Source organism: Cryobacterium sp. TMN-39-2, assembly GCF_004402745.1.
GTDB lineage: Bacteria > Actinomycetota > Actinomycetes > Actinomycetales > Microbacteriaceae > Cryobacterium > Cryobacterium zongtaii.
Window position 1 is genome coordinate 56,293 of sequence record NZ_SOFX01000034.1, and the last position, 15,729, is coordinate 72,021.

Sequence of the window (15,729 nt, forward strand, 5' to 3'; positions counted from 1 at the left end):
GAGCAACTCGTCCGGCATCTGCCCGGCGACGAACCGGAGAACTCATGACCTCGGCCAGCCCTGACCCCACCTCCTCCTCGAACGAGCCCTCCTCGAACGCCGCCGCCGCGACCGAACGCTTCTCGCCACTGCACGCCGCCCACGTCGCCGCCGGCGCCAGCTTCACCGACTTCGCCGGCTGGCAGATGCCCGTGCGCTACTCCAGCGACCTCGCCGAGCACCACGCAGTACGCAAGACCGCCGGACTCTTCGACCTGTCGCACATGGCCGAGATCCGGGTCAGCGGCCCGCAGGCCGGCGAGTTCCTCGACCACGCCCTGGCCGGTCAGCTCTCGGTCATCGACCTTATGCAGGCCAAATACAGCCTGCTCCTCAACTCACGCGGCGGTATCATCGACGACCTCGTCCTCTACCGCACCGGCGAGACCGACTTCCTCGTGGTCGCCAACGCCGGCAACCACGACCAGGCCTTGGACGCACTCACCGCGCGTGCCGCGCGTTTTGACGTCGCCGTCACGGATGAGAGCGACGACACCGCCCTCATCGCCGTGCAGGGCCCCAACGCCCTCGCCATCGTGCAGTCCACCGCCGGGCTCACCATCGACGGCGACCTCACGGGCCTCCGCTACTATCGCGCCCTCACGGCCACGTTCGCGGGCACGCCGGTGCTCATCGCCCGCACCGGCTACACCGGCGAGGACGGCTTCGAGATCTACCTGCCGGGCGTCGCCGCCCTCGCCCTCTGGGACGCCATCGTCGTCGCCGGCGTGCCGCACGACCTGGTTCCGGCCGGGCTCGCCAGCCGCGACACCCTGCGCCTCGAAGCCGGCATGCCGCTCTACGGCCACGAGCTGACCACTTCGACGTACCCCGCCCAGGCGGGCCTGGGCCGGGTCGTCAACCTCGCCAAGCCGACCGACTTCGTGGGTCGCACCGCCAGCGAAGAGGGTCCGTCCGGCGATGCGCCCGTACTCGTCGGCCTGGTCTCGGCCGGCAAGCGTGCCGGCCGCGCCGGCTACCGGATCTTCCGCAGCACCGACGCCACCGAAGCGGAGGGTGTCATCACGAGTGGCGCGCTGTCGCCCACGCTCGGCTACCCGATCGCCATGGCCTACCTGCCGCCGACGCTGGCCCGACTAGACACCGAGGTGTTCATCGACGTCCGCGGCACCCGCGCGCCGGCCACGGTCATCGCTCTGCCGTTCTACAAGCGCCGCAAGTAGCGCACTCCACGCGGATGGCCCGGCTTCGGGCATCCGCTCACCCGATGTCGCCACAGCGCGCATCGCCCCGCACTGATCAACCCCGTACTGATCAACCCCGTGATCATCCCCTTGAGAGGAACCCCATGGCAGACAAGACCGAACTGCAGTACACCGCCGAGCACGAGTGGGTGCTCGTCGACGGCGACACCGCCACCGTCGGCATCACCGCCTACGCCGCCGACAAGCTCGGTGACGTGGTCTTCGTGGAACTCCCCGAGGTGGGCAGCGCCCTCGCCGCGGGCACCGTCGTCGGCGAGATCGAGTCGACCAAGTCGGTGGGTGAACTCTTCGCCCCCATCGACGGCACCGTCGCCGAGATCAACGACGCCGTCGTCGACAGCCCCGAACTCGTCAACAGCGACCCGCTCGGCGAGGGCTGGCTCATCAAGATCACCTTCGAGACCCTCCCGGCGCTGCTCAGCTACGCCGAATACACCGCCATCACCGGCGAATAGGCACCACCGAACCAGACCCCGGAAAGAGCCTTCCCCACATGTCGCAGCCCTTCACCCAGCGTCACATCGGCACGGATGCCGACGCGCAGTCCCGCATGCTGGCCGTCCTCGGCCACGACAGCGTCGAATCGCTCGTCAACGCGGCCGTTCCGGCCTCCATCCAGGTCGAGCAGTTCCGCACCCGCGGCGACAGCACCCTGCCGCCGGCTGCGACCGAGCGAGAGGCCATCCAGGAGCTGCGCGGCTTGGCCGACAAGAACACCGTGAAGCGCTCGATGATCGGGCTTGGCTATTACGACACGATCACGCCCGCCGTGATCAAGCGCAACGTGCTGGAGAACCCGAGCTGGTACACCGCGTACACGCCATACCAGCCGGAAATCAGCCAGGGCCGCCTAGAGGCCATCATCAACTTCCAGACCATGGTCGCCGATCTCACCGGCATGGCCACCGCCAACGGGTCGATGCTCGACGAATCCACCGCCGTGGTCGAGGGCATGCTGCTGGCCCGCCGCGCCTCCAAGTCGCCGTCGAACCGGTTCATCGTCGACGCGGATGCGCTGCCCCAGACCCACGCGCTGCTCGGCAACCGCGCGCACGCGCTCGGCATCGAACTGACCGTGCTACCCCTGGACGAGAACACCACCGCCGAGGACCTCGGCGACTACTTCGGCATCTTCGTGCAGTACCCGGGAGCCTCCGGCCGCGTCTGGAACCCCGCCGGCGTGATCGCACTCGCGCACGAGAACAAGGCCCTGGCCATTGTCGCCGCCGACCTGCTCGCGCTCGCTCTGATCGTTTCACCCGGCGAACTCGGCGCCGACGTGGCCGTGGGCACCAGCCAGCGCTTCGGCGTGCCGATGGGCTTCGGCGGACCGCACGCCGGCTACCTCGCCGTGCGCAAGGGCCTGGAGCGCCAGATGCCCGGTCGCCTCGTGGGCGTGAGCGTCGACGCCGCCGGCCACCCCGCTTACAGGCTGTCGCTGCAGGTGCGCGAGCAGCACATCCGTCGTGACAAGGCCACCTCGAACATCTGCACCGCTCAGGTGCTGCTGGCCGTCATGGCCGGTATGTACGCGGTGTACCACGGGCCGGATGGCCTCAAAAAGATCGCAGGCGCCGTGGCCTGGCACGCGGACCGGCTCGCCGGCTACCTCGAGGACCTCGACATCGAGCTGGTTCACGCCGACTTCTTCGACACCCTGCAGGCCCGCGTGCCCGGCTGGGCCCAGGCCGTGGTGGACAACGCGCGGGACCTCGGCGTCAACCTGTGGCTGGTGGACCAGGACACCGTCGGCGTCTCCGTCGACGAGACCACCACACACACCGACATCCACCGGGTCGCCCAGGCCTTCGGGGGCCCGGAATCGCGCAACTTCGCCTTCGTCGCGAACTCCAACAGCCGGCTGCGCGACGACCTGGCCCGCACCAGCGACTACCTCACCCACGCCGTGTTCAACACGCACCGCTCGGAGACGAGCATGATGCGTTACCTCAAGCGCCTCGCCGACTACGACTACGCACTGGACCGCGGCATGATCCCGCTGGGCTCCTGCACTATGAAGCTCAACGCCGCCACCGAGATGGAGGCCGTCACCTGGCCCGAGTTCGGCGGACTGCACCCGTTCGCTCCGCGCGCCGACGTCGAGGGCTACCTCGAACTCATCCGCCAGCTCGAAACCTGGCTCACCGACGTCACCGGCTACGACACCGTGTCGCTGCAGCCGAACGCCGGCAGCCAGGGCGAACTCGCAGGACTCCTCGCCATCCGCGGTTTTCACCTCGCCAACGGCGACGTGGACCGCACGGTCTGCTTGATCCCGTCCAGTGCCCACGGCACCAACGCCGCCTCCGCGGTCCTCGCCGGCATGCGCGTCGTCGTCGTGGCCTGCGACGAGCTTGGCAACGTGGACCTCGACGACCTGAATGCCAAGATCGCCCTGCACGCCGAGACCCTCGCCGCGCTGATGATCACCTACCCCTCCACTCACGGCGTGTACGAGCACGAGGTCGGCACGATCTGCGCCGCCGTGCACGCCGCCGGCGGCCAGGTCTATGTGGACGGCGCCAACCTCAACGCGCTGCTCGGCTTCGCTCGCTTCGGCGACTTCGGCGGCGATGTGTCGCACCTGAACCTGCACAAGACCTTTTGCATCCCGCACGGCGGGGGAGGACCCGGCGTCGGACCTGTCGCGGCCAAGGCGCACCTGGCCCCGTTCCTGCCCGGGCACCCGCTCGCGCAGGACGATGAGCACTACCTGCTCGGCAGCACCGGTACCGAAACCGTCGTCCACGGTGGCGGACCCGTCTCGGCCGCGCCCTACGGCAGCCCGAGCATCCTGCCCATCTCGTGGGCCTACGTGCGGATGATGGGCGCCGACGGGCTCAAGCAGGCCACCGGTGCCGCGGTGCTCGCCGCGAATTACGTGGCCAAGCAGCTCAGCGGCCACTACCCGGTGCTCTACGCCGGCGACAACGGTTTGGTCGCGCACGAGTGCATCCTGGACCTCCGCCCGCTCACCGCGGCCACCGGGGTCACCGTCGACGACGTGGCCAAGCGCCTCGTCGACTACGGTTTCCACGCGCCCACGATGAGCTTCCCGGTCGCGGGCACCCTGATGGTGGAGCCCACCGAGAGCGAGGACCTCGGCGAGATCGACAGGTTCATCGAGGCCATGATCGGCATCAAGGCCGAGGCGGATGCCGTCGCCGCCGGCACCTGGCCGGCCGACGACAACCCGCTGCGGAACGCCCCGCACACCGCCCAGTCGGTGATCGAAGGGGAGTGGACGCATCCGTACGACCGCGAAACCGCGGTCTACCCGGTGCGCACCCTGATCCGCAACAAGTACTGGGCGCCGGTGCGTCGCATCGACAACGCTTACGGCGACCGCAACCTGGTCTGCGCCTGCCCGCCGCCCGAGGCGTTCGAGTAACCCCGGCCGCGGGACTAGGAGGTGGGGGCGAGGAGCGCAGGCCACCAGAGCAGGGCGAGTGGGTAGCCGACGAAGGAGACGATGTCGAGCACCCAGTGCGCGATCACCAGGGGCATCACCCGGCCCCAGCGCAGGTAGCACCAACCGAATACCACTCCCATCAGGGCATTGCCAACGAACGGCCCGATGCCCTGATAGAGGTGGTAGCTGCCGCGCAGCAGAGCTGCCGACATGATGATGGTCCAGGCGCTCCAACCCAGCTCGCGCAGCCGGGTGAATAGGTAGCCCACCACAATGAGCTCTTCGCTCAGTGCGCTCCGTATCGCCGAGAAGATCAGGATCGGGATCGTCCACCAGAAGGTGTCCAGCGGTGAGGGCACCACGGCCACCGTGAAACCCAGCGCGCGGCCGGCCAGGTAGAGCCCGAGTCCCGGGATGCCGATCAGCAGCAGAAGGCCGCCGCCGCGGAGCAGATCCCGGCGCGGCTCGGTGAAATCCACCCCGAGCCGACGGAACCCACTCTGCCCGGGCCGCCAGAGCAGGTAGAGCACCAGGGCCACCGGGAACAACGTGAAGACGATGCCGAGGAATTGGTAGGTGAAGTCCAGCCACTCGCGCGTCGACTGCGACCCGTTGATGGTCGCCGACTGATCGCTGAGCGCGACCTCGGCCGTGAGCCGGGAAATGATCGACACTATCGAGTACACGGCGGAGGCACCGAGCGAGAGCCCGAGCACGATCGCGATCTCCCACTTCAGCTGCACCCTCGATAACGCCGGAGTATCGGCGGCCGCCGAGGGGGAGCGGGTTTGCGCGGAGGGGGCCGGGGGATCAGCCGGGTCGGAGGGGTAGTCGCTCATGTCGCGCTCGGCATCCGGCACGCCGGGGTGCCTCCCGGCAACCGATAGCGGTAGCGGGCCACGAGGCTGTAACCGGCCGCGGCCGCCCACGACCACGGCGGCACCGTGGCGAGCCAACCGAGCACCCGCAGTGCGGCAACCGGCTGGCCACGCAACAACGCTGCCACCGCGGCAGCGCCGCCGTAGTGCCGGCCCCCCGCGACGAACCACACTCGGCTCCTGGCCTGCTGCTCGGTGAGACCGAAGGCAGCGAGGTCGGTCCACTGGAACGGCGCGGTGGCCGGCACCCGGGGCAGCGTGCGCTGGAGCCACAGCACCGCGGTGGTGCAGAACCCACAGTCGCCGTCGAAGATGAGCGTGGCGGGCTGTTCGGGCGGGGTGGTCGGCATTCCTCTATTTTGCGCCCTCGGTGCTCGCGCGCGTGTTTTCGGGCCAATTGATCCTTACGCGGTGGGATTTGAAAACGCTTGCATGCGTCGGGGGGACCTTGGTCCCAAGCTTCGTGAGAGATCCTCGCGGGATTCGCAGAAAAAACCGCGAAATCGGCGTGAAGCGCAAGAATCGTGCGTCTTTCATTACTGCTGTGTAACGTTTACCGTGAGGTTTTGCTCCCGGCGCCTGACGTACCTAGGGTTTTGATAACTAGCGCGCTGCTACGGGCTTCGGCCACGGCGGCGCCTTCACCTTTGCACAGGAGGAATTTTGAAGAGATCCCGCATGGGCCTCAGCGCCCTCGCGCTCATTTCGGTGAGCGCTCTGGCGCTTTCGGGTTGCGCGACATCCAACGACGAAGAGGCCACTTCGGCCGGCGACGCGTCCGCAGTTGTCAGCACCAATGGCAGCGAGCCGCAGAACCCGTTGATCCCGACCAACACCACCGAGACCGGCGGCGGCAAGATCGCCACGTCGATCTTCGCGGGCCTGGTCTCGTACAACGCTGACGGCGAGATCGAGAACGAGGTCGCCAAGTCGATCGAGTCTGACGACGCTACCAACTGGACCGTCACGCTGGAAGAGGGCTGGACCTTCACCAACGACGAACCCGTCACGGCTTCGTCCTTCGTGGATGCCTGGAACTACGGCGCGCTCTTCAGCAACGCCCAGAGCGCCTCCTACTTCTTCGACGACATCGTGGGCTTCGACTACGAGGTTGACTCCGAACTGACCGGCCTGAAGGTCGTCGACGACACGACCTTCACGGTTGAGCTCGCTTCGCCCGAGGCCGACTGGCCGCTGCGCCTCGGCTACACGGCCTTCATGCCGCTGCCGTCCGCCGCGTACGACGACATGGCCGCCTTCGGTGAAAACCCGATCGGCAACGGCCCGTACATGCTCGATGGCGAGGGTGCCTGGGTTCACGAGGAGAAGATCAGCCTCGTGACCAACCCCGGTTACGAAGGCGTGCGCAAGCCCGTCAACGGTGGACTCGAGATCAAGTTCTACTCCACCCAGGACGCCGCGTACGCGGACGTACAGGGCGGCAACCTCGACGTGCTGGACGCTGTTCCGGACTCCGCGTTCGAAACCTACGAGGCCGAATTCGGCGAGCGTTCGGTGAACCAGGCTGCAGCCATCTTCCAGGGCTTCAACATGCCGTACTACCTCGAGCACTGGAGCGGCGAAGAGGGCAAGCTGCGTCGTGCAGCGATCTCGATGTCGATCAACCGCGAGGAAATCACCGACGTCATCTTCCAGGGCACCCGTACCCCGGCAACCGACTTCACCTCTCCCGTCATCGACGGCTACTCCGACCAGCTCGAAGGCGCCGAAGTTCTCGAATACAACCCGGAAGAGGCCGTCAAGCTGTGGGCCAAGGCTGACGCCATCGCACCGTTCGGCGACTCCACGTTCGACATCGCGTACAACTCTGACGGTGGCCACCAGGCCTGGGTCGACGCCGTGATCAACAGCGTCGTCAACACGCTGGGGATCTCCGCGACCGGCAAGCCGTACCCGACGTTCGCCGCAGCACTCGAAGACCGCTCGAACGACGCACTGACCGGTGGAACCCGTGCCGGCTGGCAGGGCGACTACCCGTCGATGTACAACTTCCTCGCTCCGCTGTACCAGACCGGTGCCGGCTCGAACTACGAGGACTACTCGAGCGAAGAGTTCGACGGTCTCCTCAAGGAAGGCGCCGCGGCAGAAACCGTCGAGGACGCCACCGCCAAGTACCAGGCTGCACAGGAGGTTCTGCTGAAGGACCTGCCGTCCATCCCGCTGTGGTACTCCAACGTCAACGGCGTTTGGGCTGACACCGTCAGCGACGTGGTGTTCGGCTGGGATTCCGTCCCGCTTTACTACCAGATCACCAAGGGTTAATTCCTAGTTCCACCCGCAGTGCAATGTCCGGGGCGTCAAGCCCCGGACATTGCACTGACTAGACTCATTCAGTGATTGCGATCCTCATGCATAAAAGATTCTCGGAGCTCACCTGATGCTGTGGTACACAGGCAGGCGCGTCCTCCAAATGATCCCCGTCTTCTTCGGGGCGACATTCTTGATCTATTTCATGGTCTTCTCCCTACCGGGTGACCCGATCGCTGCGCTGTACGGCGACCGTCCGCCGGCACCCGGCGTGATCGAACAGATCCGGGCCCAGTACAACCTGGACAAGCCGCTGCTGCAGCAGTACCTGATCTACATCGGCAACTTCTTCCAGGGCGACCTGGGCACCACCTACTCCGGGCGACCGGTCAGCGATGTGATGGCCGGGGCATTCCCGATCACCTTCCGCCTGGCCATGTTGGCCCTCGTCTTCGAAGCCTTCGCCGGGATCCTCGTCGGACTCGTCGCGGGCCTGCGCAAGGGCAAGTGGTTCGACGCCAGCGCCCTCGTGGTGAGCCTGCTCCTGATCAGCGTGCCGACCTTCGTACTCGGCTTCCTGTTCAGGCTCATTTTCGGCGTGCAATTAGGTTGGTTCAGAACCACAGTGAGCAGTGAGGCTCCGTGGGGCGAACTCATCCTCCCCGCCCTGGTTCTGGCCAGTGTGTCCTTCGCCTATATCGTGCGCCTCACCCGCGCCAGCGTCGCCGACAACCTCAACGCCGACTTCGTTCGCACCGCCACCGCGAAGGGCCTCTCCAGGCGCCGCGTGGTCACGGTGCACGTGCTGCGCAACTCCCTCGTTCCCGTCGTGACGTTCCTGGGTGTCGACCTCGGTTCGCTCATGGTCGGCGCGATCATCACCGAGGGAATCTTCAACATCAACGGCGTCGGTGGCACCGTGTACAAGGCGATCGTCCTCGGCGAGAGCACCACAGTGGTGTCGTTCATCGCCGTCATGGTGGTCATCTTCGTGCTCGCCAACCTGCTCGTCGACCTGCTGTACGCAGCTCTGGACCCAAGGATTCGTTATGCCAAATAAGAGTGGCCAGGCCCACTTCGTCGCGGAGCTGGAAGACACCCCGGTAGCCCCGATTGACCGTCTCGACGAGTCGCAGAAGGCTCGCAGCACCTGGGCGGATGCCTGGGACTCGATGCGCCGCCGGCCGATGTTCTGGATCTCCTCAGTGCTGATCCTGATCATCGCCCTTGTCGCACTGTTCCCCGGACTGTTCACCTCGGTGTCGCCAAACCTCGACTGCCAGCTGGCGAACAGCAACGGCGGACCAGAAGCCGGTCACCCGTTCGGGTTCACCCGGCAAGGCTGCGACGTGTACGCGCGCACCATCTTCGGCACCCGGGCCTCGGTCACCGTCGGCCTCCTGGCCACCGGACTCGTCACCCTCATGGGAGTCATCCTCGGCTCCCTCGCGGGATACTACGGCGGCTGGCTCGACGCAATCGTCTCCCGCGTCGGCGACATCTTCTTCGCCATCCCCACCATCCTCGGCGCCATCGTGCTGATGTCGGTGCTTCCGGCCGCGACGCCCACCTCGGTGGCCTTCGTGCTGTCGATCTTCGCCTGGCCCCAGATCGCCCGCATCATGCGCGGTGCGGTGCTGTCGGCCACGAACTCCGACTACGTGATGGCCTCGACAGCTCTCGGTGTGTCGAAGTTCCGGATTCTGCTGCGCCACGTGATCCCCAACTCGATCGCCCCGGTCATCGTGATCGCCACGGTGTCACTCGGCACGTTCATCGTCGCCGAATCCACCCTGTCGTTCCTGGGCATCGGCCTGCCGACCAGCGTTATGTCTTGGGGTAATGACATCAGCCAGGCCCAGACATCCCTTGTTACCAACCCGCAGGTGCTCCTGTACCCCGCGGCCGCCCTGTCCATCACGGTGCTCGCGTTCCTGATGCTCGGCGACATTCTGCGCGACGCGCTTGACCCGAAGGCGAGGGCGCTTCGATGAGCCAGACACTGACAGACACCAACCCAGGGGGCGTCGAGAGCGACGAGCAGCCCCTGCTGCAGATTCGCAACCTCGAGGTTGGTTTCCAGACCCAGCGCGGCCTCGTTCCTGCCGTGCGCGGCGTGGACATCACCCTGTACTCCGGCCAGACGCTCGCCATCGTCGGGGAGTCGGGCTCCGGCAAGACCACCACGGCGCAGGCGATCATCGACCTGCTCCCCGGCGCGGGCAAGATCACCGGCGGCCAGGTGCTCTTCGAGGGCCGTGACCTCACCAAGCTCAGCCCCAAAGACATCCAGGCGGTGCGCGGAAACCTGATCGGTTACGTGCCCCAGGACCCGATGTCCAACCTCAACCCGGTCTGGAACATCGGTTTCCAGGTTGAGGAGGCCATCAAGGCCAACGGACTCGCTCAGGGCAAGGAAGCGCGCGCCCGCACCATCCAGGTGCTGCAGGAAGCCGGACTCAGCGACGCTGCGGACCGACTCAAGCAGTACCCGCATCAGTTCTCCGGCGGCATGCGCCAGCGCGTGTTGATCGGCATCGGCCTGTCCGCCCGGCCGAAGCTGCTCATCGCCGACGAGCCCACCTCGGCGCTCGACGTCACCGTGCAGCGTCAGATCCTGGACCACCTGGGAACTCTGACCCGCGACTACGGCACCAGCGTGTTGTTCATCACGCACGACCTGGGCCTGGCCGCGGAGCGCGCCGAACAGCTCGTGGTGATGTACAAGGGAAAGATCGTCGAGTCCGGTCCCTCGCAGGAGATCCTGGCGAACCCGCAGCACCCGTACACGCAGCGGCTCGTGTCTGCGGCACCGAGCCTGGCTTCTCGGCGTATCCAGTCGGCCAAGCACGCGTCCGTCGGCGACTCCGGGATCTACGGCGGCGGTTCCCTGGACGACACCCTGGTCGCCAGGGCTGCCGAGCGCGAGAGCCTCGCTCCCGTGAAGGACCTGATCTCGATCGACAACATCTCCAAGGTGTACCGGATCCGCAAGAAGGGTCTGCGCAGCGAGGAACTCAAGGCCGTCGACGGCGTCACCTTCGGCATTCAGAAGGGCACCACCACGGCCCTCGTCGGCGAGTCCGGCTCGGGCAAGTCCACAGTCGCCAAGCTCGTGCTGCAGCTGGAGAGCATCACCAGCGGCTCGATCGAGTTCGACGGTCAGGACGTCGCCGGGCTCAAGGGCAAGGAACTGCTCAAGTTCCGCCGCCGCGTGCAGCCGGTCTTCCAGGACCCGTACGGTTCCCTCGACCCGCAGTACAGCGTGGGCAACACCATCGCGGAGCCGCTGCTAGCGCACGGCGTCGGGACTGCGAAGGAACGACAGGAGCGGGTCAAGGAACTCCTCGACCAGGTCTCGCTGCCGTGGTCGTCGCGATTCCGGTACCCGAGTGAACTCTCCGGCGGTCAGCGCCAGCGAATCGCCATTGCGCGAGCGCTCGCGCTCAAGCCCGACGTGCTCGTGCTCGACGAGGCCGTGTCGGCACTCGACGTTCTCGTGCAGGGGCAGGTGCTGAACCTGCTCACCGAGCTGCAGACCGAGTTGGGCCTGACCTACCTGTTCATCACCCACGACCTCGCCGTGGTGCGCCTCGTCGCCGACAACGTGTGCGTGATGCAGAAGGGCCGGATCGTGGAGGCCGCGTCGACTGACGACGTGTTCGACAACCCGCAGCAGGCATACACGCAGGAGCTTTTGGCCGCCATTCCCGGCGGTAACTTCCAGTTCGGCCGCTAGGTCCGCGTGTGAAATGACTGCCCCCCGGCCTGCGCCGGGGGGCAGTCGTCGTCTGGGGGCGGGGAGCGTTTGCCGGCTGTTCAGGTGCCGGGAACGCACTGTATATAGGAGCGATCGATACTCGCCCGACGCGAGACGGGCCGAATACGGTAGGATAGACCCTTGGGTCCATAGAGATCCCACTCATCCACTCTGCGCCGCACGTGATTTTACGCGGCATCCATTCTTCGTAAGGATCTATTTTTATGGCGATTGCTACCCGCAATAACCTCCGGAATGTTGCAATCGTTGCCCACGTTGACCACGGCAAGACGACGCTGGTCGACGCGATGCTGCAGCAGACGAACTCGTTCGCCGAGCACTCGCACACCGAAGAGCGTGCGATGGACTCCAACGAGCTCGAGCGCGAAAAGGGCATCACCATCCTCGCCAAGAACACGGCGATCTCGTACAAGGGCATCCACGCCACTGACGGCCCCATCACCATCAACGTCATCGACACCCCCGGCCACGCCGACTTCGGTGGAGAGGTCGAGCGCGGCCTGTCCATGGTCGACGGTGTTGTGCTCCTCGTCGACGCTTCCGAGGGCCCGCTGCCGCAGACCCGCTTCGTGCTCCGGAAGGCACTTGAGGCGCACCTGCCCGTGATCCTCCTGGTCAACAAGACCGACCGTCCCGACGCCCGTATCGATGAGGTCGTCGAAGAGAGCCAGGACCTGCTCCTCGGCCTCGCTTCCGACATGGCCGACGACGTGCCCGACCTGGACCTCGACCTGGTCCTCAACGTTCCCGTCGTCTACGCGTCCGGCCGTGCCGGTGCCGCCAGCCTCACCAAGCCGGAGAACGGCTCACTGCCCGACAACGACGACCTCGAGCCGCTCTTCGAAGCGATCCTCCAGCACATCCCCGCTCCCGTCTACGACGACGAGCACCCGCTGCAGGCCTGGGTCACCAACCTCGACTCCTCGCCGTTCCTCGGCCGCCTCGCGCTGCTGCGCGTTTTCCAGGGCACCATCAAGAAGGGCCAGACCGTGGCCTGGGTCAAGCACGACGGCACCGTTTCCAACGTGCGCGTGACCGAGCTCATGATCACCAAGGCACTTGACCGGTACCCGGCCGAGAGCGCCGGCCCCGGTGACATCGTCGCCGTCGCCGGTTTCCCCGACATCACCATCGGTGAGACCCTCGCCGACCCCGATGACGTGCGCCCGCTGCCGACCATCACGGTCGACGACCCCGCCATCTCGATGACCATCGGCACCAACACGTCGCCGCTCATCGGCAAGGTCAAGGGCCACAAGCTCACCGCCCGCATGGTCAAGGACCGTCTCGACAAGGAGCTCGTCGGTAACGTCTCGCTCCGAGTTCTCGACATCGGCCGTCCGGACGCCTGGGAAGTCCAGGGCCGTGGCGAGCTCGCTCTCGCCATCCTGGTCGAGCAGATGCGTCGTGAAGGCTTTGAGCTCACCGTCGGCAAGCCGCAGGTGGTCGTCAAGCGCGTCGACGGCAAGATCCACGAGCCGTACGAGCACCTCACCATCGACTCGCCCGAAGAGTACCTCGGTGCGATCACCCAGCTCCTCGCCGCCCGTAAGGGTCGCATGGAGAACATGGCGAACCACGGCACCGGCTGGGTCCGCATGGAATTCATCGTTCCGTCGCGCGGCCTGATCGGTTTCCGCACCGAGTTCCTGACGGACACCCGCGGTACCGGTATCGCCAACGCGATCTTCCACGGCTACGAGGCCTGGGCCGGCACCATCAACACCCGCACCAACGGCTCGATCGTCGCCGACCGTGCCGGTGTTGTGACGCCGTTCGCCATCATCGCACTGCAGGAGCGCATGCAGTTCTTCGTCAACCCGACCGAAGAGGTCTACGAGGGCATGGTCATCGGCGAGAACTCGCGCGGCGACGACATGGACGTCAACATCACCAAGGAAAAGAAACTGACCAACATGCGTCAGTCCACGTCAGACACCTTCGAGTCGATGACGCCGTCCAAGCAGCTCACCCTCGAGCAGTGCCTGGAATTCGCCCGCGAAGACGAGTGCGTCGAGGTCACCCCCGCCGTCGTTCGTATCCGCAAGGTGGAGCTCGCCGCATCCGCTCGTCAGCGCAACGTGTCGCGTCTGAAGAAGCAGGACGCGAACTAGTTCGCAGCTTGATCTGACCGCAGGCATCCTGTTCCGGTTTTCCGGCGCGGGGTGCCTGCGGTTTTTTGTCAATCGTTCCCGCTCAAGCGGGAGCCCCGCACCGTGAGGACCCCATGACCCCTGGATTGAAGACGAAGATGTCGCCGCTGCGGATGGGCCTGGCCCTGGCGGCGGTGCTGGCCGTAGCGCCGGCGCTGGCCGGCTGCTCCGACGCGCAGGTGCAGGATGCCGTGAACGGCGCCGTGCAGGGAGCCACCGACGGCGACGTGAGCCTCGGCGGCGCGCTGCCCGACGGCTGGCCGGCGGAGATCCCCGTGATCGACGGCGAGATCAAGTTCGGCGCCGGCAACACCACCAACGGCGACCAGGGCTGGGTCGTCACGGTCGCCTCCGGCGAAGCGGACCCGCTGGCCGACGCCGAGCAGAAGCTCGTCGATGCCGGCTTCGTACCGGACACCAGCGCCTCGGCCAACGTGGGCGACGTCGGCGTGGTCGCCTTGAAAAACGCCACCCACATCGTGACCATCGCCGGCACTCCCGACGGCGTGCTCTACACGGTCGCCCCGGCCTGATAACGCGCTCCGTCGTTGGTCGAGCTTGTCGAGACCCGGCCGCTCGGTCTACGGGTCCACTTCGACAGGCTCAGCACGGCGTCGACAGGCTCGACCGACGGAGGTGTCAGGCGAAGAGGGGCGCGCCCACGTAGGAGCCCTTGGCTGCTCCGGGCGGGACGGCGAAGAGTGCGGAGCCGACGTGGCGGATGTACTCGTTGAGGGCGTCGTGGCGGGCCAAATTCAGCTGCACGGCCGTGAAGCTGGCGGGGGTGCGCTGGAAACTGATGAAAAACAGCCCGGCGTCAAGGCGGCCGAGGTCGTCGTTGCCGTCCACGAAATTGTAGCCGCGGCGCAGCATCCGGATGCCGTCGTTCTGGCTGGGATGAGCCAGCCGCACGTGCGCCGCGGTGTCGATCAACGGCTGGTCGGCGCGCCCGGCGAGCTCAAAATCAGGTTCGGTGAACTCGGTGCCGCCGGATAGCGGCGCACCCTCGCCCTTGTTGCGGCCGATCACGGTCTCCTGCTCGCGCAGGCTGGTGCGGTCCCAGGTTTCGATGGTCATCCGGATGCGCCGCGCCACGAGATAGGACCCGCCCGCCAGCCACGCGGGCCCGTCGGAGGCTCCCACCCAGAGGTGTTCAGTCACCGCGGCCGGCTCCTCGGCCTTGATGTTGGCGGTGCCGTCCTTGAACCCGAACAGGTTGCGCGGGGTGGCCTGGCTGGTGCTCGTGGAAGAGGTGCGGCCGAAGCCGAGCTGGGACCAGCGGATCGCCGCACGCCCGAACGCGATGCGGGACAGGTTGCGGATGGCGTGCACGGCGACCTGGGGGTCGTCAGCGCAGGCCTGGATGCAGAGGTCTCCGCCGCTCCTGGTCTCCTCGAGCATGTCGCCGGGGAAGTGCGGTACATCGACCAGCTCGGCCGGTCGACGGGCGGCCAGGCCGAAGCGATCCACGCCGGCCGCGGTCTGGAAGAGGGTGGGCCCGAACCCGAACGTGATGGTCAGGCCGGCCGGCGGCAGGCCGAGGGCCTCGCCGGTGTCTTCCGGTGGGGCGTCGTACGGGCCGCTGACCGAACCGTAGTCGCCGACATCACGGCCAGCGGTCATCGCGGCGGCCGCGACGCTCCAGTCCTGCAGCAGTTCGATGAGGTCGGCGCGGGTGGTGCCGTCGGCCACGTCGAACGCGGCAAAGTGCAGCCGGTCCTGGGCAGGCGTGACGATACCGGCCTGGTGCTCCTGATAGAACGGGTAGACGGTGCTGGCGTTGCTCTGTGCTGAGGACGCCGCGACGGCCAGCGCGGCCCTGTCGCCGGCGACGCCCAGCCCGAGGCCGGCCACCCCGACGCCGGCCAGGCCGAATAAACCGCGCCTGGACAGGCCGCGGGGTGCCTGCGGACCCGCGCCGGTGTCTGGGCCGTCTGCGGTGGGGGAGTCGGAGCTGGTGGCGTCGGTCATG

The 15,729-nt window shown here is 66.8% G+C and carries 12 protein-coding genes; 9 read left to right on the forward strand and 3 right to left on the reverse strand.

Annotated features, from left to right (window positions below; genetic code table 11):
* Positions 1-44: 44 nt before the first annotated feature.
* The 3 genes from gcvT to gcvP all read left to right on the forward strand — a co-directional run bounded on the left by gcvT (position 45) and on the right by gcvP (position 4,656).
* Positions 45-1,223, forward strand: coding sequence for a glycine cleavage system aminomethyltransferase GcvT (gene gcvT / locus E3O57_RS12700; protein WP_103480138.1), 1,179 nt, complete (start codon positions 45-47; stop codon positions 1,221-1,223).
* A 125-nt stretch (positions 1,224-1,348) separates the two neighbouring features.
* Positions 1,349-1,720 carry a glycine cleavage system protein GcvH gene (gene gcvH, locus E3O57_RS12705; RefSeq protein ID WP_088455608.1) on the forward strand — a complete coding sequence of 124 codons (372 nt, stop codon included), beginning with the start codon at positions 1,349-1,351 and terminating at the stop codon, positions 1,718-1,720.
* A gap of 38 nt (positions 1,721-1,758) precedes the next feature.
* Positions 1,759-4,656, forward strand: coding sequence for an aminomethyl-transferring glycine dehydrogenase (gcvP, locus tag E3O57_RS12710; RefSeq protein ID WP_103480137.1), 2,898 nt, complete (start codon positions 1,759-1,761; stop codon positions 4,654-4,656).
* Positions 4,657-4,670: 14 nt separating this feature from the next.
* On the opposite strand, the gene E3O57_RS12715 is transcribed toward gcvP, so the two are convergent.
* Together E3O57_RS12715 and E3O57_RS12720 are read right to left on the reverse strand one after the other, a co-directional pair.
* Positions 4,671-5,516, reverse strand: coding sequence for a CPBP family intramembrane glutamic endopeptidase (locus E3O57_RS12715; protein ID WP_103480136.1), 846 nt, complete (start codon positions 5,514-5,516; stop codon positions 4,671-4,673).
* Positions 5,513-5,905 carry a thiol-disulfide oxidoreductase DCC family protein gene (locus tag E3O57_RS12720; RefSeq protein ID WP_103459501.1) on the reverse strand — a complete coding sequence of 131 codons (393 nt, stop codon included), beginning with the start codon at positions 5,903-5,905 and terminating at the stop codon, positions 5,513-5,515. Before E3O57_RS12720 ends, E3O57_RS12715 begins: the two co-directional genes overlap by 4 nt.
* 313 nt (positions 5,906-6,218) lie before the next feature.
* Here E3O57_RS12720 and E3O57_RS12725 point away from each other — a divergent pair, with 313 nt between their 5' ends.
* The 6 genes from E3O57_RS12725 (at position 6,219) to E3O57_RS12750 (ending at position 14,290) form a co-directional block, all read left to right on the forward strand.
* On the forward strand, positions 6,219-7,838 hold the full coding sequence (locus tag E3O57_RS12725) for an ABC transporter substrate-binding protein (protein WP_103459500.1): 1,620 nt from the start codon (positions 6,219-6,221) through the stop codon (positions 7,836-7,838).
* A gap of 115 nt (positions 7,839-7,953) precedes the next feature.
* The gene (locus E3O57_RS12730; RefSeq protein ID WP_088455613.1) at positions 7,954-8,883 is read left to right on the forward strand and encodes an ABC transporter permease; all 930 of its coding nucleotides are present in this window, start codon (positions 7,954-7,956) and stop codon (positions 8,881-8,883) included.
* Entirely contained in the window at positions 8,873-9,817 is a 945-nt protein-coding gene (locus E3O57_RS12735) for an ABC transporter permease (protein ID WP_088455614.1), read from the forward strand. Before E3O57_RS12730 ends, E3O57_RS12735 begins: the two co-directional genes overlap by 11 nt.
* Positions 9,814-11,562 (forward strand): ABC transporter ATP-binding protein, encoded by a 1,749-nt coding sequence (locus tag E3O57_RS12740; protein ID WP_088455615.1) that lies wholly within the window; start codon positions 9,814-9,816, stop codon positions 11,560-11,562. Before E3O57_RS12735 ends, E3O57_RS12740 begins: the two co-directional genes overlap by 4 nt.
* Before the next feature lie 245 nt (positions 11,563-11,807).
* Entirely contained in the window at positions 11,808-13,718 is a 1,911-nt protein-coding gene (gene typA / locus E3O57_RS12745; RefSeq protein WP_088455616.1) for a translational GTPase TypA, read from the forward strand.
* A gap of 113 nt (positions 13,719-13,831) precedes the next feature.
* Positions 13,832-14,290 carry a hypothetical protein gene (locus E3O57_RS12750; protein ID WP_133159855.1) on the forward strand — a complete coding sequence of 153 codons (459 nt, stop codon included), beginning with the start codon at positions 13,832-13,834 and terminating at the stop codon, positions 14,288-14,290.
* A 106-nt stretch (positions 14,291-14,396) separates the two neighbouring features.
* On the opposite strand, the gene efeB is transcribed toward E3O57_RS12750, so the two are convergent.
* The gene (gene efeB, locus E3O57_RS12755; protein WP_103480134.1) at positions 14,397-15,728 is read right to left on the reverse strand and encodes an iron uptake transporter deferrochelatase/peroxidase subunit; all 1,332 of its coding nucleotides are present in this window, start codon (positions 15,726-15,728) and stop codon (positions 14,397-14,399) included.
* Position 15,729 lies beyond the last annotated feature (1 nt).